This window comes from Alteribacillus bidgolensis (assembly GCF_002886255.1).
Classification (GTDB): domain Bacteria; phylum Bacillota; class Bacilli; order Bacillales; family Marinococcaceae; genus Alteribacillus; species Alteribacillus bidgolensis.
Map to the genome: position 1 here is coordinate 3,940,391 of NZ_KZ614149.1, position 21,945 is coordinate 3,962,335.

Annotated in this window: 17 protein-coding genes and 2 pseudogenes; 14 read left to right on the forward strand and 5 right to left on the reverse strand. The window is 39.2% G+C overall.

Going from position 1 to position 21,945, the window contains the following annotated elements; all coding sequences use genetic code 11:
- The first annotated feature begins 10 nt into the window (after positions 1 to 10).
- The 4 genes and pseudogenes from CEF16_RS19550 (at position 11) to CEF16_RS19560 (ending at position 4,733) form a co-directional block, all read left to right on the forward strand.
- Positions 11 to 1,609: an ABC transporter substrate-binding protein gene (locus CEF16_RS19550; protein WP_245917927.1), complete on the forward strand. Its 1,599-nt coding sequence runs from the start codon at positions 11 to 13 to the stop codon at positions 1,607 to 1,609.
- A gap of 68 nt (positions 1,610 to 1,677) precedes the next feature.
- The gene (locus tag CEF16_RS19555; RefSeq protein WP_091585527.1) at positions 1,678 to 3,195 is read left to right on the forward strand and encodes a gamma-glutamyltransferase family protein; all 1,518 of its coding nucleotides are present in this window, start codon (positions 1,678 to 1,680) and stop codon (positions 3,193 to 3,195) included.
- Between the two features lie 51 nt (positions 3,196 to 3,246).
- Complete coding sequence (locus CEF16_RS23405; RefSeq protein WP_139185962.1) at positions 3,247 to 3,432, forward strand: hypothetical protein; 186 nt, start codon at positions 3,247 to 3,249, stop codon at positions 3,430 to 3,432.
- Between the two features lie 32 nt (positions 3,433 to 3,464).
- A pseudogene (locus CEF16_RS19560) lies at positions 3,465 to 4,733 on the forward strand (Glu/Leu/Phe/Val family dehydrogenase).
- 249 nt (positions 4,734 to 4,982) lie between these two features.
- Here CEF16_RS19560 and CEF16_RS25140 read toward each other — a convergent pair.
- Positions 4,983 to 5,907: pseudogene (locus CEF16_RS25140) on the reverse strand (sugar phosphate isomerase/epimerase family protein).
- A gap of 20 nt (positions 5,908 to 5,927) precedes the next feature.
- The gene (locus CEF16_RS19570) at positions 5,928 to 6,122 is read right to left on the reverse strand and encodes a hypothetical protein (RefSeq protein WP_091585529.1); all 195 of its coding nucleotides are present in this window, start codon (positions 6,120 to 6,122) and stop codon (positions 5,928 to 5,930) included.
- A gap of 47 nt (positions 6,123 to 6,169) precedes the next feature.
- Between CEF16_RS19570 and CEF16_RS25435 the strand changes: the two genes are divergently transcribed.
- The 7 genes from CEF16_RS25435 to CEF16_RS19605 all read left to right on the forward strand — a co-directional run bounded on the left by CEF16_RS25435 (position 6,170) and on the right by CEF16_RS19605 (position 13,616).
- A complete protein-coding gene (locus CEF16_RS25435) occupies positions 6,170 to 6,364 on the forward strand; it encodes a helix-turn-helix domain-containing protein (RefSeq protein ID WP_091585531.1) in 195 nt (64 codons plus the stop codon).
- A gap of 464 nt (positions 6,365 to 6,828) precedes the next feature.
- Positions 6,829 to 8,139, forward strand: a complete 1,311-nt coding sequence (locus tag CEF16_RS19580; RefSeq protein WP_091585533.1) for an extracellular solute-binding protein — start codon at positions 6,829 to 6,831, stop codon at positions 8,137 to 8,139.
- Positions 8,140 to 8,220: 81 nt separating this feature from the next.
- Positions 8,221 to 9,171 carry a carbohydrate ABC transporter permease gene (locus tag CEF16_RS19585; protein ID WP_091585535.1) on the forward strand — a complete coding sequence of 317 codons (951 nt, stop codon included), beginning with the start codon at positions 8,221 to 8,223 and terminating at the stop codon, positions 9,169 to 9,171.
- A 21-nt stretch (positions 9,172 to 9,192) separates the two neighbouring features.
- Positions 9,193 to 10,068, forward strand: a complete 876-nt coding sequence (locus CEF16_RS19590; RefSeq protein ID WP_091585537.1) for a carbohydrate ABC transporter permease — start codon at positions 9,193 to 9,195, stop codon at positions 10,066 to 10,068.
- 39 nt (positions 10,069 to 10,107) lie between these two features.
- On the forward strand, positions 10,108 to 11,127 hold the full coding sequence (iolG, locus tag CEF16_RS19595) for an inositol 2-dehydrogenase (RefSeq protein ID WP_091585539.1): 1,020 nt from the start codon (positions 10,108 to 10,110) through the stop codon (positions 11,125 to 11,127).
- A gap of 41 nt (positions 11,128 to 11,168) precedes the next feature.
- The gene (locus tag CEF16_RS19600; RefSeq protein WP_096241763.1) at positions 11,169 to 12,293 is read left to right on the forward strand and encodes a Gfo/Idh/MocA family protein; all 1,125 of its coding nucleotides are present in this window, start codon (positions 11,169 to 11,171) and stop codon (positions 12,291 to 12,293) included.
- A 309-nt stretch (positions 12,294 to 12,602) separates the two neighbouring features.
- Complete coding sequence (locus CEF16_RS19605; RefSeq protein ID WP_091585543.1) at positions 12,603 to 13,616, forward strand: LacI family DNA-binding transcriptional regulator; 1,014 nt, start codon at positions 12,603 to 12,605, stop codon at positions 13,614 to 13,616.
- Positions 13,617 to 13,741: 125 nt separating this feature from the next.
- Here the strand turns inward: CEF16_RS19605 and CEF16_RS19610 are convergent, their stop codons facing one another.
- The 3 genes from CEF16_RS19610 to CEF16_RS19620 form a co-directional block, all read right to left on the reverse strand.
- Positions 13,742 to 14,617: a sugar phosphate isomerase/epimerase family protein gene (locus CEF16_RS19610; RefSeq protein WP_091585545.1), complete on the reverse strand. Its 876-nt coding sequence runs from the start codon at positions 14,615 to 14,617 to the stop codon at positions 13,742 to 13,744.
- Positions 14,618 to 14,759: 142 nt separating this feature from the next.
- On the reverse strand, positions 14,760 to 16,223 hold the full coding sequence (locus CEF16_RS19615) for a CoA-acylating methylmalonate-semialdehyde dehydrogenase (protein ID WP_091585547.1): 1,464 nt from the start codon (positions 16,221 to 16,223) through the stop codon (positions 14,760 to 14,762).
- A 255-nt stretch (positions 16,224 to 16,478) separates the two neighbouring features.
- Positions 16,479 to 17,531, reverse strand: coding sequence for a LacI family DNA-binding transcriptional regulator (locus CEF16_RS19620; RefSeq protein ID WP_091585549.1), 1,053 nt, complete (start codon positions 17,529 to 17,531; stop codon positions 16,479 to 16,481).
- A gap of 270 nt (positions 17,532 to 17,801) precedes the next feature.
- Here CEF16_RS19620 and CEF16_RS19625 point away from each other — a divergent pair, with 270 nt between their 5' ends.
- The 3 genes from CEF16_RS19625 (at position 17,802) to iolB (ending at position 21,893) form a co-directional block, all read left to right on the forward strand.
- Positions 17,802 to 18,734 (forward strand): aldo/keto reductase, encoded by a 933-nt coding sequence (locus tag CEF16_RS19625; RefSeq protein ID WP_091585551.1) that lies wholly within the window; start codon positions 17,802 to 17,804, stop codon positions 18,732 to 18,734.
- Positions 18,735 to 19,151: 417 nt separating this feature from the next.
- On the forward strand, positions 19,152 to 20,858 hold the full coding sequence (locus CEF16_RS19630; protein WP_091585553.1) for a purine-cytosine permease family protein: 1,707 nt from the start codon (positions 19,152 to 19,154) through the stop codon (positions 20,856 to 20,858).
- Between the two features lie 222 nt (positions 20,859 to 21,080).
- On the forward strand, positions 21,081 to 21,893 hold the full coding sequence (gene iolB, locus CEF16_RS19635; RefSeq protein ID WP_091585555.1) for a 5-deoxy-glucuronate isomerase: 813 nt from the start codon (positions 21,081 to 21,083) through the stop codon (positions 21,891 to 21,893).
- Positions 21,894 to 21,945 lie beyond the last annotated feature (52 nt).

Consider the following 21,945-nt stretch of genomic DNA (forward strand, 5'->3'; position numbering starts at 1 on the left):
GTCTGATTGTATGAAACAAAAAATATTTTTCATGTTCATTTTCTTATTATTCACCATTATGATAAGCGGTTGTGTGACTGCCAATCAAAGCTCTGGGGATGAGTCTGAACAAGAATTTTCACCCGAAGAACAAGAAAATCAACCATCCAATTCAGCCCAATCGGATGATGATACCCTAACCATTGCTGTAGGAGTTGATATGGATACATTTGATATTCATGATCACAACAATACACTAACAGAAGCTATGCACATAAATATGTTCAATTATTTATTTATGAGAAACGATGAAACCGGCGAGATCGAACCGGATTTAGTGGATAAATATGAGAATAAAGATGATTTAACTTGGAATATGACATTAAAAGAAGGCGTTACATTTCATAATGGCGATGAACTTACTGCTGAAGATGTGAAATATACATTAGAACGCGTTATAAAAGATGAGAGTTTAACGGAGCACGCCCAATATAACCAAATAGATGAAATCAATATTATTGATGATCATGAATTTGAAATTGTGACGCACGAACCGGAACCAGTATTGTTAAACCGTCTTTCCCGAATTGGTTCTAGCATCCTTCCAAAGGATTATATTGAGGAAAACGGCTGGGACCATTTTCTTGAAGAACCAATTGGAACAGGACCATTTCAGTTTGAAGAGTGGAACCGTGACAGCCAAGTTGTCTTCTCTCGTTATGATGAATATTTTGAAGGTGCTGTAGAGGATTGGGAACAATTAGTTTTCCAAGTTATTCCTGAAACATCTACAGCTGTTGGTGAATTGCTGACAGGCGGTGTCGATATTGTTTTTGATGTACCTGACAACGAATGGGAACGTATCAATGGAAATGAAGGTACTTCTGTTGTTACTGGTCCTTCTCAACGAGTAGGTTTGCTTGGAATCCGTCATACAGAAGATTATCCAACTTCAGATCCGCTCGTTCGGGAGGCTATTGAGCTGGCTATTGACAACGAAGCTTTAGTGGAACATGTATTAGGCGGGGCCGGTGTGCCTACAAGAACAAGGGTAACTCCAGGTAACTTTGGAGCTAATAAAGAATTGTTTAACACCTCTTTATACGATCCAGAGAAAGCAAAAGAACTTCTTGAAGAAGCAGGATATGAAGATGGTTTAGAGCTAACACTTCATGCTCCTATCGGCCGGTATACAAAAGGAGAAGACATGAGCGAAACAGTAGCTGCAATGCTTGGAGAAGTAGGGATTACCGTTAACGTTGATTTCATGGAATTCAATGATTTCTTAGCAACACGCAGAGCCGGGGAAAATGAAGATATGTTTTTTGCCGCCTTTGGAAATTCCTTATTTGACGGCGACGTTGCCTTAGACGTATACAGATCCGAGCGATCTGAAGGAGAATTAGATTATGAAAATGAGGACGTCGATCGTTTGTTAGAAGAAGCGTCTTCTGAAATGGATCCAGATGTTCGTGAAGAAAAATTCAAAGAAATTCAAGAAATTGTAGCAGAAGAACGACCACATGTATTCCTTTACTTGCAAGATAACGCCTTCGGGGTAACAGATGGAATTGACTTCAGACCGAGACAAGACGAAATGTTTTATGCTCCTGATATAACCAAACAATAAACAAAAAGTTGGAGGCTGTTGGACAGCAGTCTCCCTCTTTCTTATTAAAACTGGAAAGGAGAAAAACGATGAAAAACGACTACGCTGTTAGCAGTGCTCACCCATTGGCTACAGAAGCGGGAATAGACATTTTAAAAAGTGGTGGAAATGCTATAGATGCTGCAATTAGTGTAGCTTATACTCTTGGAGTAGTAGAACCGTACGCCTCAGGGCTTGGCGGAGGCGGCGTAATGATGATCTTAAAAAAGAATTGGGAAGAACCTGTAGTTTACGACTATCGTGACAAAGCTCCCCTATATAAAGAGAAAATCACCTCTGAAGCTGCTGTTCCCGGTTTGGTTAAAGGAATGGAAATACTACGGAAAAATTATGCTTCTTTGTCTATTGAAAGAATTATGAAATCAGCTATGGAGTTAGCTGAAAATGGCTTTCCTATTCTTGATATTTTTCAGAACAACCTAAGAAAAGCAGAACACCTAAACAAAAAAGAACTTACACACTTTTATATGGATGGGAAGCCAATAAATAAAGGTAATATTCTTTTCCAAAAAAAGTTAGCATCTACTCTTCGTATTATTTGCACAGAAGGAGAAGAATCGTTTTACATTGGAAGATTAGGAACGGAACTAACCCAAGCTGCTCCACAACTAACAGAAGAAGATTTGCAAAATTACAGCGTTAAAGTTAGTAAACCAGTTAAAGGTTATTTTCATGAGCAATCTATTTTTTCGCCTCCTCCGCCATTATCTGGTCCCGTTTTATTGCAAATTTTAAAAATGGCAGACTATTTTAACCTAGATGAATTAAACAAAACAGACTACATGGATTATCTAGCCAGAATTGTCGCTGTCGTTTCAGAAAATTATAAAGCATGTTCAGGGGATCCTGACTTTGTATCCATTCCTTCTCATTGCTGGCTGGATGAAGAAAATATGTCTTCCCTTTATGAGAGAATAAACAATCAATTACAGACAACTCCTTTTTCTTTACAAGGAGATATTAATGATTTTAATAGCACTACTCATTTTTCTGTTATGGACAGCGAAGGAACCGTTATTGCTGCTACTCATACCATTAGTGATTTTTTTGGCTGCGGCAAATACATAAATGGATTCTTTTTAAACAATCAATTAAGAAACTTTAATGATGATGGCATTACTCCTAATTGCTATGAACCGGGAAAAAGAACACACAGTTTTATTTCACCAGCCATTATTCGGAATGAAGAGAATGATATGGTACTTTCCTTAGGATCTTCAGGCGGCAACCGAATTCCGATGATCTTAACTCACTTTCTTATTCAACTCATTAAAAAAGAAAGGCCGATTCAGGACATTTTACATGATCAACGATTCTTCTATAAAGATGGAGAGCTTTTATTTGAAGAGCCACTCAGTAAAGAGCAGCTGTTTGCCTTTTCCAAAAAATATGCAAAAGTTCAAGTGTTAAATAACAGCCTGTATTTTGGTGGTTTGCATATGCTTTTAAAGCAAAATGGAACGATAACAGGGGGCGCAGATCCAAGAAGAAAAGGCAGTGTTAAATTTGGAAATAGCATTACACCTTATACTTTGGAGGAAAACTAACAAAATCGGAAACTTATGGTTTTCCAATCGTTTTTTCATAGAGTTACATTCTTGAATGAATTTTATAATCCATTTCTATATCATTATAAACGAACTTTTATAAAATCTCCTCGTTATCGTTCGATTTCTGCTTCAGGCGGACGCTTTCCGCAGGAGTCGCCGCTTTCGCTGCAAAATCGATATCATGTTCGTTTTAATCAAAATAGCACTTATGAAATTGATTCTCTTCATAAATAAATATTGAGTTTTCTTTCAAGGAGGAAGCAGTAATGACTGTTACTAGTGGTAAATCATCTTCATTATCTTCGTTTCAGACCACACAAGCACGTTTAGAAACAGCAATCGATAAACTTGGTTACCCACAAGAGATGTTTGAATTGCTAAAGGAACCGATCAGGGTAATTACAGTTCGTATTCCAGTACGAATGGATAACGGCAAAACTCAAGTCTTTACAGGATTTCGCTCTCAGCATAACGACGCAGTTGGCCCGACAAAAGGCGGCGTTCGTTTTCATCCCTCTGTATCCGAAGAAGAAGTGAAATCGCTCTCCCTCTGGATGAGCCTAAAATGCGGTATTGCTGACCTGCCATATGGAGGAGGAAAGGGAGGAATTATTTGTGATCCCCGGCAAATGTCATTTAGAGAACTAGAACAATTAAGTCGCGGGTATGTCCGGATGATCAGCCAAATTGTCGGCCCGACAAAAGACATCCCCGCCCCAGACATGTATACTAACTCTCAAATTATGGCCTGGATGATGGATGAGTACAGCCGTATCCGTGAGTTTGATTCTCCCGGCTTTATAACGGGAAAACCCCTCATGCTCGGCGGCTCTCACGGCCGAGAAACGGCAACGGCCAAAGGAGTACTCATGTGTATCGATGAAGCAGTAAACGTTTTAAATACAAAGATTGAAAATTCTCGCGTCATCATACAAGGCTTTGGAAACGCCGGCAGTTACATAGCAAAGTTTTAGTTTTTATATGACAAGGGAGCAGCAGTAGTCGGAATTAGTGATGTTCTAGGGGCTTTATATAATCCAGACGGTCTATCGATTCCAGAACTGAGTGATCGAAGAGACAGCTTTGGAATGGTGACGAACCAATTTAAAAACACAATTACGAACGAAGAATTACTGGAAAAAGAATGCGATATACTTATTCCAGCAGCTATTTCTAATCAAATCACTGCCCGTAATGCAGACCGTATTCAAGCAAGAGTAGTAGTTGAAGCGGCTAATGGTCCGACCACTCCGGAAGCCACTGACATTTTAACCGAAAAAGATGTTCTGTTAATTCCTGATGTTTTGGCAAGTTCCGGTGGTGTAATTGTTTCCTACTTTGAATGGGTGCAGAATAACCAGGGATATTATTGGTCCGAAGAAGAGGTTGAGCAGAACCTCCACCGCAAAATGGTTCAGTCATTTCATCAAGTATATGAGACATCCTCTCGTTATAAAACAGACATGCGAACAGCTTCCTATATTGCAGGAACAAGAAAAATGGCGGAGGCTGCCCTTTTTCGCGGGTGGGTGTAATTTAACTTTTTTTATAGGAGGGAAGTTAAACAGTTCATCGCACTACTTCAACCTGTGAAAACAAAATCAGATTAAGAAAATTACTCTTATGGGTGACCAATGAGGCTGTCTCAAAAGATTAGTTTAGGTTATGAAAACCATTTGTTGAGACTGACTTATGGGACAGCTCCATTGACCCGCTTTTTGCCCATTATAAATAGTTATTATAAGATTTCCAGATAAACCTTCCAGCAAAGTATGAAAATGTGTTCAAAGAAGTTCTTTTAGTACATTCGTTGATTTATGAAAAGCAGTCAGCGGGTCCATCGTGTAGTCTTCTAACTCCAGGCTGACAGGACCGTCATAACCATTCATCCGGAGAACGGTAAAAAATTCTTTCCACCATATCACATCGTGGCATATCCTATTGCTGCAAAATTCCATGATCTATTCGAAAAGGAATGAACCGATTTCGTATCAAGAGAGCCTTCCGTTTCTAAAATGCCCTTTTCAAGTCGCGTGTCTTTGGCATGAACATGATAGATGGCATTTCCTAAAGAACGTACAGCCATGATGGGGTCTCCTCCCATCCAGAATAGGTGGCTTGGATCAAAATTCATTCCAACCATTTCACCTACGTGATCTCTTAAACGCATTAATGTTTCTCTGTTATAAACGAGCTGAGAGCCATGGTTTTCCAATGCGATTTTTTCAATTCCATGGTTCTTTGCCTCTTGAACAGTCTTTTCCCAATAGGGAAGCGCCACTTCTTCCCATTGCCAGTTTAAGATTTCGGAGTTGATGGGAGGCAAGCTGGTTGTGATCCAATTGGGCGTTGTTTCACCAGGACCTCCTCTAGGAAGCCCTAACATCATTATTATAGTACTTATGCATAGAAGTTCTGCAAGACGGAATTTTTTTCTACACCTAGCTGGTGGTGTCTCCCACTATCGTTTGGAGCTAATTGATTGCCAGAACAATTTAGAGCTTCCATTTTTAATCCACGTTTTTTTAACTCATCTAGAAAGCGCTCTCTTTGAATGGAGCTGTTAAGCAGTTCATCTACATTAAGATGCGGTGCCTCAGACCAATTACCAGTTGCAAATTCTAAAACTTCGCAGCCGGCGGCTTCAGCTGTATTTATCATTTTTTCAAATGACATGTAATCTAAACTAGTAACCAAACTCATCCGTATTGTTAAAACTCCTTATATATTTAAATTGTAACTTTCAATCCTGAATCTATTGACTGGTGGCAAGCTTTAAGTACTTTCATATTATTTATGCTGCTAGATGTTGAATAAGAAGGTTCGGTTTCTGTCATGACACAGTCAGAGAAATGTTCTACTCCCATTGTATATTGGTTTTCAACGATAATTTCCTTTCGAAAACGAATAACTTTTTTGACCATGCTCTATCTTCTTGCAAGTATGGTGTGAAATTACCAATTGTTCTGGAATGTCTCCATCGGAATACCTCATGTGTATACAAATACGTGAAGCAAGGCAGTTATTAATGGAAACAGGCCTTTCCGTTAAACGTATCAGCCAACGTCTTGTATTTTCTTCAGCTGGATATTTCAGTCGTACCTTTCGTTCGTCATGGAGGTATCTCCCTATCAATTCAGAAAGGATAAAAAAATACATAGTATAAATCTATTTCTTATAAAAACAAGCCCTATTGAACCAGTTCAAACATAATTTAAGGTTAAGATTGGTATGAAAGAAGAACCATTTGATACTGTTAACCGCTTAACTAAAACGTTTATAAAGCAGAGCTAGTGTTATTCATCCCTTTCATAGAATTATTGGAAAGTATTTGTTAGAAAAGTGTTGCAACTTTTTGAAAATATATGCTACTATTAACTCACATTTAGTGAAAGCGCTTTACCTATCTTAGAGTGCTTGTCTTCGTAGAATCAACTTCATTTTAAAAGAAGGAGGGTTGAATCTTTCATTTATTTTATTATGAAAGCGCTATTTTATTATAAATGCTTTTAAAAAAGGTAGTCTATTAAGAATTTTCCTTCCTATTATTTTTTGGAATTTTTAATTTTTTTAGTTTTTGAGAAAGCGCTTATCTTGTTTACTGTTGATATTTTTAAGGGGGAAAGTTAAGTGAAAAAATTTAAATGGTTAGGTGTATCTTTTCTATCATCTTTACTGATTGCAGCAGGTTGTGGGGGAGACGATGATTCTGGAGCTTCCGGTGAAAGTGAGTCTGGATCAACAGAAAGTGAATCCATTTCCGTTGCCATGGTGGCAGGTGCTGAATCGAGCTCGTTAAAACAGCTCGTTCCGGAATTTGAAGAGGAAACAGGTATTGAAGTGGAATGGAATGAATTCGATTACAATACGCTTTATGAGCGAATCTATAACGACTTGCGGACAGGCACTGGAACATACGATGTTATTTTTGCCGATGATCCTTGGATGCCGATGTTTGCAGGGGGCGGATTTTTAACACCGCTTGATGAACTAGGCTATGAATTAGATGAAGATTTTGCAAAGATGTCGCGTGAGGTAAGTATGTGGCCGGCACCGAGCGGACCACGTCTTCCAGATTCCGATCCGGATGAAGAACCGCGTGCTTACGGTATACCGCAAGTAGGTAATGTGCAGTTGTTCTTTTATAGAAATGATATTTTAAATGAAGCTCCAGAAACTTGGTCAGATTTAGAAGCAGCAATTGAAGAACATCAGAACGAAGTAGATTATGGTTTTGTACATCGTGGGGCCCGTGGAAACGCAATTGCAACCAACTTTAATGCGTTCCTTTGGTCACATGGAGCAGATTTCTTTGATGAAGATTGGAATGTGACACTAGATAGTCCAGAAGCAATTGAGGCCCTTGAATTTTATATTGGTATGACAGAGCATGCCCCAGATGGCATTGCTAACTATAATGCCGATGAGATAGGCCGCGTAATGAGTAAAGGAGAAGGGCTAGCATCGATTGTATGGCCGGTGTGGGGAGAAACAATGGAAGATCCTGAAAAATCCGATGTGGTTGGAGATATTGGATACTCTCTTGTACCACGTGCAGAAAACGGCGATTTCTCACCTATGATTGGAAACTGGATTTTAGGTATTCCGCAAGCTTCTGAAAACAAGGAAGCTGCATTAGAATTTATGACTTGGGCTTCCTCTGAAGAAAGTCAAAAACAAATGACAAAAGATGGTGGGCTTCCTAGTCGTACTAGTGTCTTGACAGATCCTGAACTAACAGAAGAAAAACCATATCTTGAAGCAGTGAATGAAGGCCTTGAAAACGCTAATTTCCGTCCGCGTACTCCGCTTTACTCTGAGATTGAAAATATTTATGGCACATATCTAAATCAAGCGCTAACTGGAGACTTAACACCAGAAGAAGCGTTGACGGGAGCAGCAGAAGAAATTGAAGCACTTATGGAAGACAATGGTTACTAATACTAATAAGTTGTGGCGCAGAGTCCCTTGGACTCTGTGCTCTCCCGATATATTTAATACAAACATAGGGAGTGTAAAACGATGAGTAATAATACAAATCAAGCAGCTTCTGACTTGCAGCGAAATGAATTACCGGCAAAAAAGCCGAAAAAAAGTAAAACGTTACAGCAAAGTGATAAAAAGCTTCCTTTTCTATTGTTAACACCGACATTTATTTTATTGGCTGCTGTTACTATTTTTCCGATATTATACGCATTATATGTTTCAGTGATGAGCTTTGATACATTTGGGAATTCTTCCGGATTCACCGGTTTAAAAAATTACATGGATATATTTGCAAGCAGTACGTTTTGGAATGCAATCTTTATTACCCTTCTTTATACTGGTCTTGCCGTATCCATTGAAATCTTTCTTGGATTTAATCTAGCTCTTATGGTATCGAAAGACGGTAAAGCAATGACATACCTGCGCTGGCTGCTGATTATACCAATGATGTTATCACCACTTGTTGTAGCCGTTGTTTACCTATTGATGATGAATACGGATATGGGAATTCTCAATTATATGCTGCAAAGCATTGGTCTTCCGAAAATTAACTTTTTAGGAGAGCCAACTACCGCTTTTCTATCATTAATATTTGTCGATGTTTGGCAATGGATGCCAATGTGTTTTTTAATTATTCTTGCTGGTCTTCAGGCTCTGCCGAGAGATCCGTTTGAAGCAGCAGAAATTGACGGTGCTTCTAAACTTCAGGTTGTTCGTTTTGTTACACTGCCAATGTTAAAACCGATTTTAGTGGTGGCGCTTGTTATCCGGACAATGGATGCTCTTCGTACATTTGACCAAGTATTTGTCCTGACGCAGGGCGGCCCAGGCCGAGCGACAGAAACGATAAGTTTTCTCATGTATCGTGCCTCGATGAAAAATTCAGATTTTGGATTTGCCTCCGCAGGGTTATTCATTGTTTTAATTATTACAATTATTATTTCGACAATGTTAATTCGGTTTATGAATCGATCTCAGAGTGCTTAACTGATAAGGGGTGAGATAGTGATGGATGCTTCTGTAAAGTCATTTAAACGAAAAGAACTCGGTATGAAAATTTTCCGTGCTTGCTTTTTGACGGTGACAGTTTTATTTGTTTTATTCCCTCTCTATTGGATGTTTATTACTAGTTTAAAAGGTGAAAGAGAATTGTTTGCAAATGTGCAGACATTTTTCCCAAGAGAGATTACTTGGCAGTACTATTTTGATCCGGTAAACGGAATTTTTGGTGCAAACAGTCCATTTTTAAGTTTCTTTATAAATAGTATGATTGTTTCTTTTGTTTCTATGGTTCTTTGTCTTGTTATTGGATCGTACGCTGCCTACGCATTAGCTAGATTTAAAATGAAAAACAACAGGAATGAAAAGTTGTCCTTTTTAATTTTAACAGCAAGAATGCTGCCGCCTATTGTTGTAGTTATTCCGATGTATCTCATTATGCAGAATATTGGCTTGCTCAATACTCTCTGGTCCATGTTAATTGTTTATATCGGGTTTAATTTGCCATTTGTTATATGGATGCTAAAAGCTTTCTTTGAGGAAATCCCTGTGGAGTTGGAAGAGTCCGCTATGGTAGACGGATCCTCAAGAATGAGAGCTTACCACAGTATTATTTTACCGCTTGTCATTCCAGGATTTGTGGCGACATCGATTTTTACAGTTATTCTAACATGGAACGAATTCTTATTTGCCATGTTTTTGCTGAATTCTACAGACAAAATGACGCTGCCAGCTGGTATTTCCACTTTTATTACGCAGTATCAAACGAACTGGGGAGCGCTCTGTGCTGCGGCAACCGTTTCGGTTATACCTGTGCTTTTCTTCTCGCTTTTAGTCCAAAAACATCTGGTTAAGGGAATGACGCTCGGAGCAGTAAAAGGATAACGTGGGAAAGTACAATTAATAAAGAGAGGGGTTCGAATGATGGACAAAGCAGTTGTTGCTATTGTTGGGGCCGGGAAAATTGGACAGATCCATATAGATAATATTCTTGGCATGAACAATGTTGAATTGAAAACAATACTCGATGTATACACCGATCACCTGCAAGGGACAGCATATGAAAAAGCCGTTCCTATCATCACGAATAACCCTGAAGATATCACAAATGATCCGGAAATCGACGGGGTGCTTATTTGTACAAGCACAGATACCCACGCAGCATTCATCGAGCAGTTTGCAAATGCAGGAAAACATATTTTCTGTGAGAAGCCGATCAGTTTTAAGACAGAAGAGACAAAAAAAGCACTTGACGCAGTCGAAAAAGCAGGAGTAAAGTTTCAAATCGGGTTTAACCGCCGGTTTGACCGTCATTTCCGAAAAGTTCAGGAAACGGTCAGAGAGGGGGAAATCGGAAATCCTCATATTATTAAAATCACCTCACGAGACCCGCAGCCTCCTCCAGAAGAATATGTTAAACGATCTGGCGGAATGTTTATGGATATGACCATTCATGACTTTGACATGATTCGTTATCTTTCTGGCAGTGAAGTGAAAGAAGTTTCAGTAAAATCTGCTAATCTTGTAGATGATCGTTTTGAAAGAAATAATGATGTTGATACAGCAATTATAACGATAACGTTTGAAGATGGTTCGCTAGGTGTGATTGACAACAGCAGACAAGCCGTTTATGGATATGATCAGCGTATTGAAGTGTTTGGCAGTAAGGGATCAGCTGAAGCGGAAAATGAACGGCCAACCAATGTAAGGATTAATACGAAAGAGGCCATCACTGTGGATCATCCGAAATATTTCTTTTTAGAGCGATATAATGATGCATATATTGAAGAAATTAAACAGTTTGCTATAGCTATATTGGAAAACAGCCCCATTGCTTGCAGCGGTGAAGACGGATTAAAAGCAGAGCTGCTTGCCAGGGCTGCCCAGCTTTCATTAGAAGAAAATCGCTCTGTGCCTCTAACTGAACTAATTGCAAAAGCTTAATAGAATTATAGAATATAAGATAAACTGGAGGGGAGACATATATGAAAGTGAGAATTGGACTTATCGGAGCAGGTTGGATGGGGAAAGCCCATTCCAATGCTTTCCGCCACGCATCGATGCTGTTTGGGCCTGAAGCAGGAGAACCAGTATTTGAAATCGTCCAGGACATTGATGCTGAAGCAGCAAAAGCAGCCTGTCATAACATTGGTTTTTCACGTTGGACAGAAAACTGGGAAGATGTAGTCAGAGACGAGAATGTAGATATGGTTGATATAGCAACGCCAAACGCTTTTCATTATGATGTCGCAAGAGCAGCATTAGAAAACGGCAAGCATGTTTACTGTGAGAAACCTCTTACTATTTCTCCGAAGCAATCAAAAGAACTTGCAATCTTGGCAAAAGAAAAAGGTGTAGTCAACTATGTCGGATTTAATAATGTCATGAACCCGGCAAATAATTATATTAAAGAATTGATTGATTCTGGAAAATTAGGAGAAATAAAAAGATTTTCCGGCACTTATGATCAAGATGCTCTGCTAGATGAAACTATTCCAATTTCCTGGCGTCATATTAACAAATTTTCAGGATCCGGCTCATTAGGAGATCTTGGTTCTCATTTGTTGAGTGTGGCTCAGTATTGGTTTGGTGATGCAAAAAAAGTTAATGCAGTTTCTGAAACCATTATTAAAGAACGTCCAAAAGCACCAGATTCCCTCGAAAAAGGAAAGGTTGAAAACGATGACTTTTTCTTTTCTATGATTAAATATGAGAACGGAGTCATCGGAACAATCGGATCAAGCCGAGTAGCTCCGGGAAGAAAAAATCACCTAACGTATGAGATCCAAGGAACACAGGGTACTGCTTACTATTCATTAGAAAACTTAAGTGAAGTTCATGTATATTTTCACTCTGATGAGAGTGCAGATCGAGGATTCAGGAAGGTGCTGCTAGGAACAGATCATCAAGGATATAGTGCTTTTTATCCACAGTCCGGCATTGCCATTGGGTTTAATGATTTAAAAGTAATAGAAGTTCATGAAATCTTTACGGCGCTGAAAGAAGGAAAGGTTTATACATGTGACTTTGAATTCGGCTGGAAAGTGGATCGTACGATTGATGCGATTCTGCGGTCTGCTGCTGTAGAACAATGGGTTCCTGTTGAGTAATCAATAGATTGGACTAATAAAATGGATAAATAATCTCTATTTTATTTATGGAAAATATCTAAGCAGCCCCAGCTAACTACCGGGATTTAATTTTAATAACTTAAGTGTTAAATTTTAATAAAGTCAAAAATAAAGGTATAATAGTAGACACTGAAAAACAATAAATAAGTGGTAGTCATTCAAACTATTTAAGTGAAAAATAGTTTGAGTTAGCAATTGTTTTTAAGGAAGCATGGAGGTAAATTGTATTTTCATATAAGTGTGGGGTGAGCGGAATGCAGAATACAACAAATATGGATGCGGTTAATTATGAAAACAACCATATATGATGTTGCAAAGGCATCAGGAGTATCTATTGCAACAGTTTCCAAAGTTATTAATAATTCAGGGCGTATTGGTGAAAAAACAAAGAAAAAAGTATTAGAAACCATAAATGAACTAAATTATCACCCGAACATGATAGCGACAGCTTTGACTGGAAAATCTACTTTTAGTATAGGCCTTCTCATCCCGGATTTAGCGAATCCTTTTTTTGCAGAATTAGCAAGGAGTGTCGAAGACCGTGCTCATGAATTAGGATATAATCTTGTAATCTGCAGCACAGATTATAACCCAGCTAAAGAAATGAAGTATATTGATTTATTAAAAAGAAAGAATGTCGATGGAATTATTTTTGCGTCCGGCTTTGAGCAGCTAGATAAAATTGAGGAATTAAATGAGTCTCTTCCCATTGCAGTAGTAGCACGAGACTTTCCTTCTTCTAATGTGAATACTGTCTCTTTTGATGACTATTTAGGAGGATTTAAAGCGACTTCCCATTTAATTGAACTGGGCCATGAAAAAATAGCGTTAATAGGACGCGATGTATGGAGCAACCGAGAGAGAAAACGTGGGTATGAAGATGCCATGCACAAAAATGATTTGAACTATAAGTTTCGTTTTGAGTATATCGAAGAATCTAATGTAGAATGGGGAAAATACATGGCTGGAAAGTACATGACCTCGGAAGATCCACCAACCGCTATTGTGGCTTGTAACGATCTGCTGGCATCAGGTTCCATTCAGGCTGTTAAAGAATACGGGCTGTCTGTTCCGGATGATGTTTCTGTAGTGGGATTTGACAATACGATTATTGCAACTCTAACAGATCCTCTCCTGACAACGATTGCTCAACCGATTAAAAGCATGGGCAAACATGTCATGGATTTAATGAGTAACGAAATTGAAAATAATGTCACGGATAAGTCAAGAATTACTCTTATCCCTAAGCTTGTAACTAGAGGTTCAACCAAGCAAGTAAAAAAACGAATCGTTCAATCGTAAAATGAGAGCCTGCACTTTGTTTTTGTGTAAGGCTCTTATCTTGCTTATCTGGATATGAAAAATGTCGAACTCTTATACCTTTTTATCTAGCTTATACCCTGGGATGAAACCCAGGGTATAAAAAACTATGAATATTGTTTTTTGTTAATGAGTTCTTCTGTTAAGCGTTCAAGCATGAAACGACTGGATTCTTCTGCGCGGTGTTCCTCTCCAAACACGGCTGATGTAACAATACCATCGAAGTTGATGTCACGAAGTTTATTAAATAATGTATCCCATGGGATATCGCCTTTCCCGATATCTAAGTGCTGGTGAACGGTCGCATGAACACCAGGAGGATTCACGACATAACGCAGGCATGAAGACGCTTTATGGTTAAAGGTATCCGCTATATTGATATGGCGCAATTTTTCTCCTGCGTAATCAAGCATTGCAGGAATATCGCCTTTTCCGTCATCATAGAAAAACGTATGCGGTACAGAATAGAAGTAACCGATCCAGTCCTTATCGAAGGCGCGAAGCATATCTACTGCCTCATAATTATTTTCAATAAAGTCATATGGGTGGGCTTGGATGTGTAAATTTAGTCCTTCTTTTTCAAAGAAAGGGATCAGTTCGTCCATGGATTTCACAAATTGCTGCTCACACTTGTATGGCATGTCATTTTGACCTGTGAATTCAGAGTTTACGACGTCTACCTCTAATTCCACGGCGATCTCAATTGCACGTTTCCAATTACGTACAGCAGCCTGGCGATCGTCTTCTTCTGGGCCTGCCCAGTGCTGCATGGGAAGGATAGAAGAAAGTTCAACACCAGCGTCTTTACATGCTTGTTTTAGTTCTTTAATGCGCGCTTTATCAACACGCGGGTATTTATAAAAAGGCAAAAAGTCATCGCGCGGGGAAAGCTCAATGTACTTATATCCCATTTCAGCGACCTTATCAACCATTTTAGGGAGCGGTAAATGTCTAAACATATGTGGATCGAGTGTTAATCTCATTAGATAATTCCTCCTTTAATAGAATAGATTAGGTGCTATTACGAATAGGTAATCTGTGGTAAATACACGAAAGTATCAAATCGTTTTTAATTTCTAGCGCAAGCGCCAAGCCTGTTTTTCTCGGGCGCTTACGCTTTTCTTATTACCAGCGAGCTGTAAGCATTTTCTTGCGGGTATAGAATTCGACGCCGTCTGTTCCGTTGGCATGGAGATCTCCATAGAAGGAATTCTTCCAGCCAGAGAATGGGAAAAATGCCATAGGTGCCGGTACACCAAGGTTAACCCCTAGCATTCCTGCATCGATCGTTTGACGGAATTGACGTACGGCGCTGCCGCTGTCTGTGTAGATACAAGCACCATTTGCAAACTCAGACTCGTTAGTAAGAGCAATAGCCTCATCAAGTGTGTCTACACGTACAACAGAAAGTACAGGGGCGAAAATTTCATCTTTCCAGATTGTCATATCGGTTGTTACGTTATCAAAGACAACTGGGCCAATGAAATAACCTTCATCTAAGTTAACAGTTCTTTCTCTTCCGTCGTATGCCAGCGTTGCACCTTCTTCTTGTCCTGTTTTAATGTAGTTTTCTGTTTTTTCTTTATGAGATTGGCGAATAACCGGGCCGAGGAATACTCCATCATCAAGGCCATTTCCGATCGTAATATTGTCAACTTCTTTTTTCAGCTTATCAACAAATTCATCAGCTACGTCTCCAACTGTTACTACAACAGCAGCTGCCATACATCTTTCACCTGCAGACCCATAAGCAGCACTTACTACTTGAGATACTGCGTTTTCAATATCAGCATCAGGCATAACGATGGAGTGGTTCTTTGCTCCAGCTAGTGCTTGTACACGTTTGCCGTTTTGAGCGCCTGTTTTGTACACGTACTCTGCAACAGGTTGAGAACCAACAAAAGAAATTCCTTTTACTTCTGGATTTTCAAGAAGTCCGTTTACTACGTCATGTGCACCGTGAACAACGTTAAGTACACCATCAGGAAGTCCAGCTTCTGTAAATAGTTCTGCAAGGCGGTTAGCTAAAATAGGTGTACGTTCAGATGGTTTCATTACAAAAGTGTTACCGCATGCAATAGCTAACGGGAACATCCAGCAAGGAACCATCATTGGGAAGTTAAATGGAGTAATACCTCCAATCACCCCAACTGGGTAACGATACATGCCGGATTCAATTCCTGAAGCAATATCAGGAAGCTGTTTGCCCATCATTAAAGAAGGCGCCCCTGCTGCAAACTCAACACATTCGATGCCGCGTTGCACTTCACCGTATGCTTCGTTAAAACTTTTTCCATTCTCAAGTGTTACTAGACGTGCAAGCTCATCCCAGTTTTCGACCAAAAGCTGCTGATACTTGAAAAGAATACGAGCACGCTTTGGTACTGCTGTATTACTCCATGTTTTAAATGCCTCTTGTGCACTTTTTACTGCTTTATCTAAATCTTCACGGCTTGAAATCGGCACCTGTGCAATAGTTTCACCAGTTGCAGGGTTAGGTACTTCCTCAGACTTGCCAGATGTTGCTTCTACCCATTGTCCTCCAACGTAATTTTTAAGATGTTGAACTGCTTCTGTCGTATTTGCCATTTTCATAACCCCTCTCTTTGAAATGTATTAATTCATGTCAGGTTAAGTGAAAGTAACCTGACATTTCTACCAACCTGGGAAATCGATTAATACACCTATTGAATGAAATCGATTTCAAACGCTGTTAAAAAAATCTACGTGAGTTAGTGTAAGTGATTTTACGTTGTTTGTAAACGCTTTTTTTAAAATTTTTCTGAATAAAGAATCGGATGAGGCCTTGAAAATCTCTTGTCCTCAAGGCTTTTCATTGGATCATTAAACAGAAATATTTTTTTTGAAACTCTCATGCGAATGTGGAAAGGATTCAGATTTTCCGCCGCAGGAATCACGAATAATCAGATTATCTTTCATCACAAAAGAGTGCTTATTTATTTTTTCTTTATTGATCATTTGCAATAAGAGATTCATTGCTTTTTGGCCAATATTATATTTTGGTTGGTCAATAGAACTTAGGTGAGGTTCTATTACCGTGGACATCTTTAAGTTATCAAAACCAACAATGGCAACATCTTCAGGAACACGAAGGCCGCTGTCTTTCACTGCCTTTATCGCCCCCATTGCCATTTCATCGTTATAAACGAACACACCTGTAGGAGGAGTTTCCAAAGCAAGCAGTTTCATCATTTGGTTATAGCCTGATTCACTTGATTCAATTGTCAAGTCCCCTTCTTGAATATAAGAGGGATCAACGTCTAAATCATTACTCATCATTGCTTGCCGGAATCCGCGCAAACGATCTCGGCCTAAAATAACGTTCATTGGACCGCAAATGTGAGCAATTTTTGTATGACCAAGTTGAATTAAATGTTCCGTTGCTTTTCTTGCGGCACTAATGTTGTCTATGGATACGGTCGGAACGTTTAAGCCATCAATATATTCACAAGCAAGAACAATCGGGAAGTGTTCGGACAGTTCTTCCAGCCTTTCTTTTTCGAGTCTTGCGGTGAGAAGTACCATCCCGTCAACTTGTTTTTGCAGCAGTAAATTGACATAATCACTTTCTCGTTCCAGATTATTTTCTGTATCCCCTAAAATGACTTGATAGCCTTCTTTAATCGCAACATGTTCGATTCCTCGTAACACTTCAGAAAAGAAGGCGCTTGTAATATCAGGAACGACGGCAAGAATCGTTTTCGTTTCCCTGGTCCGGAATTGTCTTGCAACGCTATGCGGCTGGTAGTTCACTTGATTAATAACCTCTAATACTTTGTCTCTTGTTTTTTTACTAACCAGATCCGGGTTGCTGAGGACCCGGGATACTGTAGCGGGCGAAACATTAGCTATTTTTGCTACATCACTCATTTTCATAGTCTATTCCTACTTTCTCTTTCCCTGCGATTTGTTTTCATTTCTAGATAAAAGAAGTATTATATGCTATCTTAATCATTATTGAAAGAAATTTCAAGAAAAATGTAATCGCTTTCTATGTTGACGTTATTAGTTTTCCTTGTAAAAAACTGTTTAAACGAGCAAAAAGAAAGGTTTATTCATAAAATCATAGCTGAAAATTTGAAAATTTGATCAGGTTCTTATACTATTTGAAAGTGCAAGGAAAAATCTGAATGAGGAGGAAAGAAGATGTTGAAAAAAGTTCAAATCGGAAATTCAGACTTACACGTAAATCCTATCGGACTGGGAACTAATGCAGTTGGCGGGCACAACTTGTACAATGATCTCAGTGAAGAAGCCGGAAAAGATCTTGTTCGTACAGCCATTGATAATGGTATTGATTTTTTTGATACGGCGTTTATATACGGGCCGGAACGCTCTGAGGAGTTAGTTGGAGAAGTCATTAAAGAATCTGGAAAAAGAAATGAAATCGTTTTAGCTACCAAAGGTGCGCAAAAATTCGTAGATGGTGAAGAGGTCATCGACAATTCTCCAGAATTTTTACGTCAAGCTTTCGAAGACAGCCTTGATCGCTTACAAACAGATTATATTGATCTTTATTATATTCACTTCCCAGATGAAGAAACACCAAAAGATAAGGCTGTTGCGGCATTACAGGAATTAAAAGAAGAAGGGAAAATTAAAAGTATCGGTGTCTCCAACCTTACGTTTGAACAATTAAAAGAAGCAAACAAAGATGGTTACGTGGACGTTTACCAGGGAAATTATAATCTCGTGCAGCGAGAAGCTGAAGAAGAGTTTCTTCCGTACTGCGCCGAACACCATATTTCTTTTATTCCATTCTTTCCCCTGGCATCTGGACTTTTAGCCGGGAAGTATACGAGTGATATGAAGTTTGACGATCTTCGCGCCGATTTTCCGCATCTTCAAGGGGAAGAATTTAAGAAAAACTTGGAAAAAGTAGGGAAGCTTCGACCGATTGCAAAAGATAAAGGAGTAGATGTAGTACATGTTGTACTGGCATGGTACTTATCACGTGAAGCTATAGATGTGATCATTCCTGGAGCGAAGCGTTCTGAGCAGGTTCTTGATAACTTAAAGACATTGGACGTGACTTTAACAGATAATGAAATCGATCACATCGATCGAATCTTCCAATGACAATATATGCATTTCAGAACCGGTTGTTTATCTTAAAGCAGCCGGTTTTTTTGTCCCTACTTTCGACATTTTTCAAAAAATCCTCCCCCCTTTCTAAAAACTCTCAAACCACTAATAACAATAGAAATTGCGCCAATTTCCGAAATGCAAAAATAAAAATTTCTGAATAATAGCGTTTACATTTTCAAAACTTTATTGTAAAGTGTTTTACATAATTAGATGAGCAGGCATTGAAAGAACAGGAGCAAATTGTAAACGATTGCAGTAATCGAATAACTTTTCCAATAGGGAGGCTTTGCAAAATTGTTTTTAGCTACTAAAAACTTGTAGTTGTAAGTTAACTTATATCAGTATTTTTTAAAAATAATATGTAAACGGTTTCGAATCTCAAATGCGTTTTTTTAGAGGAGTGGGATTATGTCAATAAATAAACTGCCTGTAGACAACTGGGAGAAGGTAGATGTTTCTCACATTCCGAATTCGGATCGCCCTGTGTCCCAACACGAACTACACGGAAAGGGTCGATTCTTCGGATTGTTTGGTGGAGAACATGTCGCCGGGACGGAGTTTGTGATTGGTGCAACCTTTGTAATGTGGGGAGTATCAGCATTTGACGTTATTGTCGGGCTGATTTTAGGGAACTTGCTTGCAGTGCTGACATGGGCTTTACTAACCGCCCCTATTGCAGTGCAAACCCGCTTGACGTTGTATACGTACCTTGAAAAAATTTCTGGAGCTTCCATTCAAAAAATTTATAACGCCGTTAATGGTATATTCTTTTGTATTATTGCTGGGGCGATGGTGACCGTCTCGGCTTCAGCTATACGGGAAATATTAAATATCCCCGTACAAACGACTTGGTATCCAACTAGTGTTTCGTTTGTAGCACTTGTATTAGTTATTGGAGCTATCGTAGCCATCGTGGCGGCATACGGATTCGATTCCGTAACACGTTTCTCTTCCATTTGTGCACCGTGGCTTGGAGTTATCTTTGTAAGCGGCGCACTGGTGGGACTTTATCACCTTGTTACTACTTCTTCTAGTGTGACTGGAATTACTTCATTCTCAGATTTTATGGTGTTGGCAAATGAAAGTATATGGATAGCGAATCCAAATAGTTCATTTACGATCTTCCATGTTATGGCTTTTGCATGGATTTGCAACCTAGCCATGCACGGCGGCATGAGTGACATGGCCATTTTTAGATATGCAAAGAAAGCAAGCTATGGTTATATTTCAGCAGTAGGAATGTTCTTTGGCCACTATATTGCATGGATTTGTGCTGGGATTATGGGCGCGGCAGCAGCTGTCATTCTATCGACGAGCTTAACAGAGCTTGATGCAGGAGCAGTGGCTTATCAAGTACTAGGTACTACTGGGGTGGTGGCGGTAATTATTGCTGGTTGGACAACCTCAAACCCAACGATATATCGCGCCGGTCTCGCTTTTCAAACCATTTTTAGTAAATACTCTGTTAAAACGGTGACACTAGCTACTGGAATTCTCGTTACACTGATTGCGTGTTTCCCCTTTGCATTCACAAATTTACTGGGCATCCTCGGATTTATGGGGATGATCTTACTTCCGATCGGAGCGATCATCGTGACCGAACATTGGATTTTACCGAAGATGGGTTACACACGATACTGGGCTCACTATAAGGGGTTAAAATTGAACCCAGCAGCCCTTTACAGCTGGTTAATCAGTGGCGGTTTTGTAATTCTCATGTCACTTACTGGCTGGATTCATCTGTTCTTCCTTGCGGTTCCAACGTGGATTATTGCTTCTGTAACGTACGTATTCTTTGCGGGTAGGTTTGGAGCAAAAGAGCCATATCCAGAAGAAAAAGCAAAGGATCGATTGATACAAGAGGCGTTAAAGCAAGAAGCCGATAGTGCTGCATTAGCAGAAAGAGAATCACGCTGTCAAGAAGGTCCTACAAAGTTTTTGAACATCTATAATATTGTGGCCGGACTGGGAATAGTATCACTTTTAATTAGTTCCTTTATGGTATTTATTGGTACAATGGATTTGAGTATGTATAAATACGTAGCGTTTATTTCAACAATAATGTACTTCATTTTTGCATCATTTGGTCAAAAAATGAAAAAAAGTGTGCAATAAAATACCAAAAGTTTTGCAAATCTTAAAAACTAATATTGACTGAAACCGCTTCACATATTATTCTAAAGACAGGAGGATTATTCTGTTGGACAATGGTGTGTATAGACAATATAAAAATGTGTCTTGGAAAAGTGACTGCCAATGCCTCTATGCACACCTTTTTTTATTTATCTGAATGAAATCGATTTCAATTCTTCATTTTACATAAGGAGGTTTTAATCTATGAGTAAATTGCTAAAAAAACCAGTAAATGAGCAATTGGAAGATGGCGTATCCCTTGTGCACGAAGTGACATCAGAAAACTCTGACCTTAAATATGTCAGCTTTAAAATGGTTGACCTTGAAGCTGGCGGGGCGTACAAAGAGAAATTAGGTAAACTAGAGGTTTGTGTGGTAGCCGTTACGGGAAAAATTACGGTTTCTGATGACCAGGAAATGTTTGAAAAGATTGGTACTCGTGATTCGGTGTTTGAAAAGAAGCCGACAGACAGTGTTTATATTTCAAATGACCAATCGTTTGAAGTGAAGGCAGAGTCAAAGGCCCGTATAGCTCTTTGCTATTCTCCATCGGATGAACAGCTGCCAACAAAACTCATTAAAGCAGAGGATATTGGTGTAGAGTATCGCGGAAAAGGAAATAACAAGCGGATGGTTCATAACATTTTGCCGGACGATAATCCGGCTGCGAACAGTCTCCTTGTTGTAGAGGTTTTTACAGAAAGCGGTAACTGGTCAAGCTATCCGCCGCATAAACACGATCGTGACAAACTTCCAGAAGAATCGATGCTCGAAGAAACGTATTATCATGAACAGGATCCTGGTCAAGGATTTGTTTTCCAGAGAGTATACACAGATGATCGTTCTTTAGACGAAACGATGACGGTTGAAAACGGCGATATGGTTATTGTGCCGAAAGGCTATCATCCAGTAGGGGTGCCAGAAGGATACACTTCGTATTACTTGAATGTTATGGCAGGCCCCGAACGTATCTGGAAGTTCCATAACGATCCCGATCACGAATGGATTATTAAGTAATCACATGCACATGCGGGCGGAGATGCTGCTTCGCTCGTTCTTACTAAAAGGA

Excerpts from the sequence above, each read along its gene's own strand:
- CEF16_RS19550 (WP_245917927.1), top strand. The coding sequence starts at position 11 with ATGAAACAAAAAATATTTTTCATGTTCATTTTCTTATTATTCACCATT.
- CEF16_RS19555 (WP_091585527.1), top strand. The coding sequence starts at position 1,678 with ATGAAAAACGACTACGCTGTTAGCAGTGCTCACCCATTGGCTACAGAA.
- CEF16_RS19570 (WP_091585529.1), bottom strand. The coding sequence starts at position 6,122 with ATGGTCAAAAAAGTTATTCGTTTTCGAAAGGAAATTATCGTTGAAAAC.
- CEF16_RS25435 (WP_091585531.1), top strand. The coding sequence starts at position 6,170 with ATGTCTCCATCGGAATACCTCATGTGTATACAAATACGTGAAGCAAGG.
- CEF16_RS19585 (WP_091585535.1), top strand. The coding sequence starts at position 8,221 with ATGAGTAATAATACAAATCAAGCAGCTTCTGACTTGCAGCGAAATGAA.
- CEF16_RS19590 (WP_091585537.1), top strand. The coding sequence starts at position 9,193 with ATGGATGCTTCTGTAAAGTCATTTAAACGAAAAGAACTCGGTATGAAA.
- iolG (WP_091585539.1), top strand. The coding sequence starts at position 10,108 with ATGGACAAAGCAGTTGTTGCTATTGTTGGGGCCGGGAAAATTGGACAG.
- CEF16_RS19600 (WP_096241763.1), top strand. The coding sequence starts at position 11,169 with ATGAAAGTGAGAATTGGACTTATCGGAGCAGGTTGGATGGGGAAAGCC.
- CEF16_RS19605 (WP_091585543.1), top strand. The coding sequence starts at position 12,603 with ATGAAAACAACCATATATGATGTTGCAAAGGCATCAGGAGTATCTATT.
- CEF16_RS19610 (WP_091585545.1), bottom strand. The coding sequence starts at position 14,617 with ATGAGATTAACACTCGATCCACATATGTTTAGACATTTACCGCTCCCT.
- CEF16_RS19615 (WP_091585547.1), bottom strand. The coding sequence starts at position 16,223 with ATGGCAAATACGACAGAAGCAGTTCAACATCTTAAAAATTACGTTGGA.
- CEF16_RS19620 (WP_091585549.1), bottom strand. The coding sequence starts at position 17,531 with ATGAAAATGAGTGATGTAGCAAAAATAGCTAATGTTTCGCCCGCTACA.
- CEF16_RS19625 (WP_091585551.1), top strand. The coding sequence starts at position 17,802 with ATGTTGAAAAAAGTTCAAATCGGAAATTCAGACTTACACGTAAATCCT.
- CEF16_RS19630 (WP_091585553.1), top strand. The coding sequence starts at position 19,152 with ATGTCAATAAATAAACTGCCTGTAGACAACTGGGAGAAGGTAGATGTT.
- iolB (WP_091585555.1), top strand. The coding sequence starts at position 21,081 with ATGAGTAAATTGCTAAAAAAACCAGTAAATGAGCAATTGGAAGATGGC.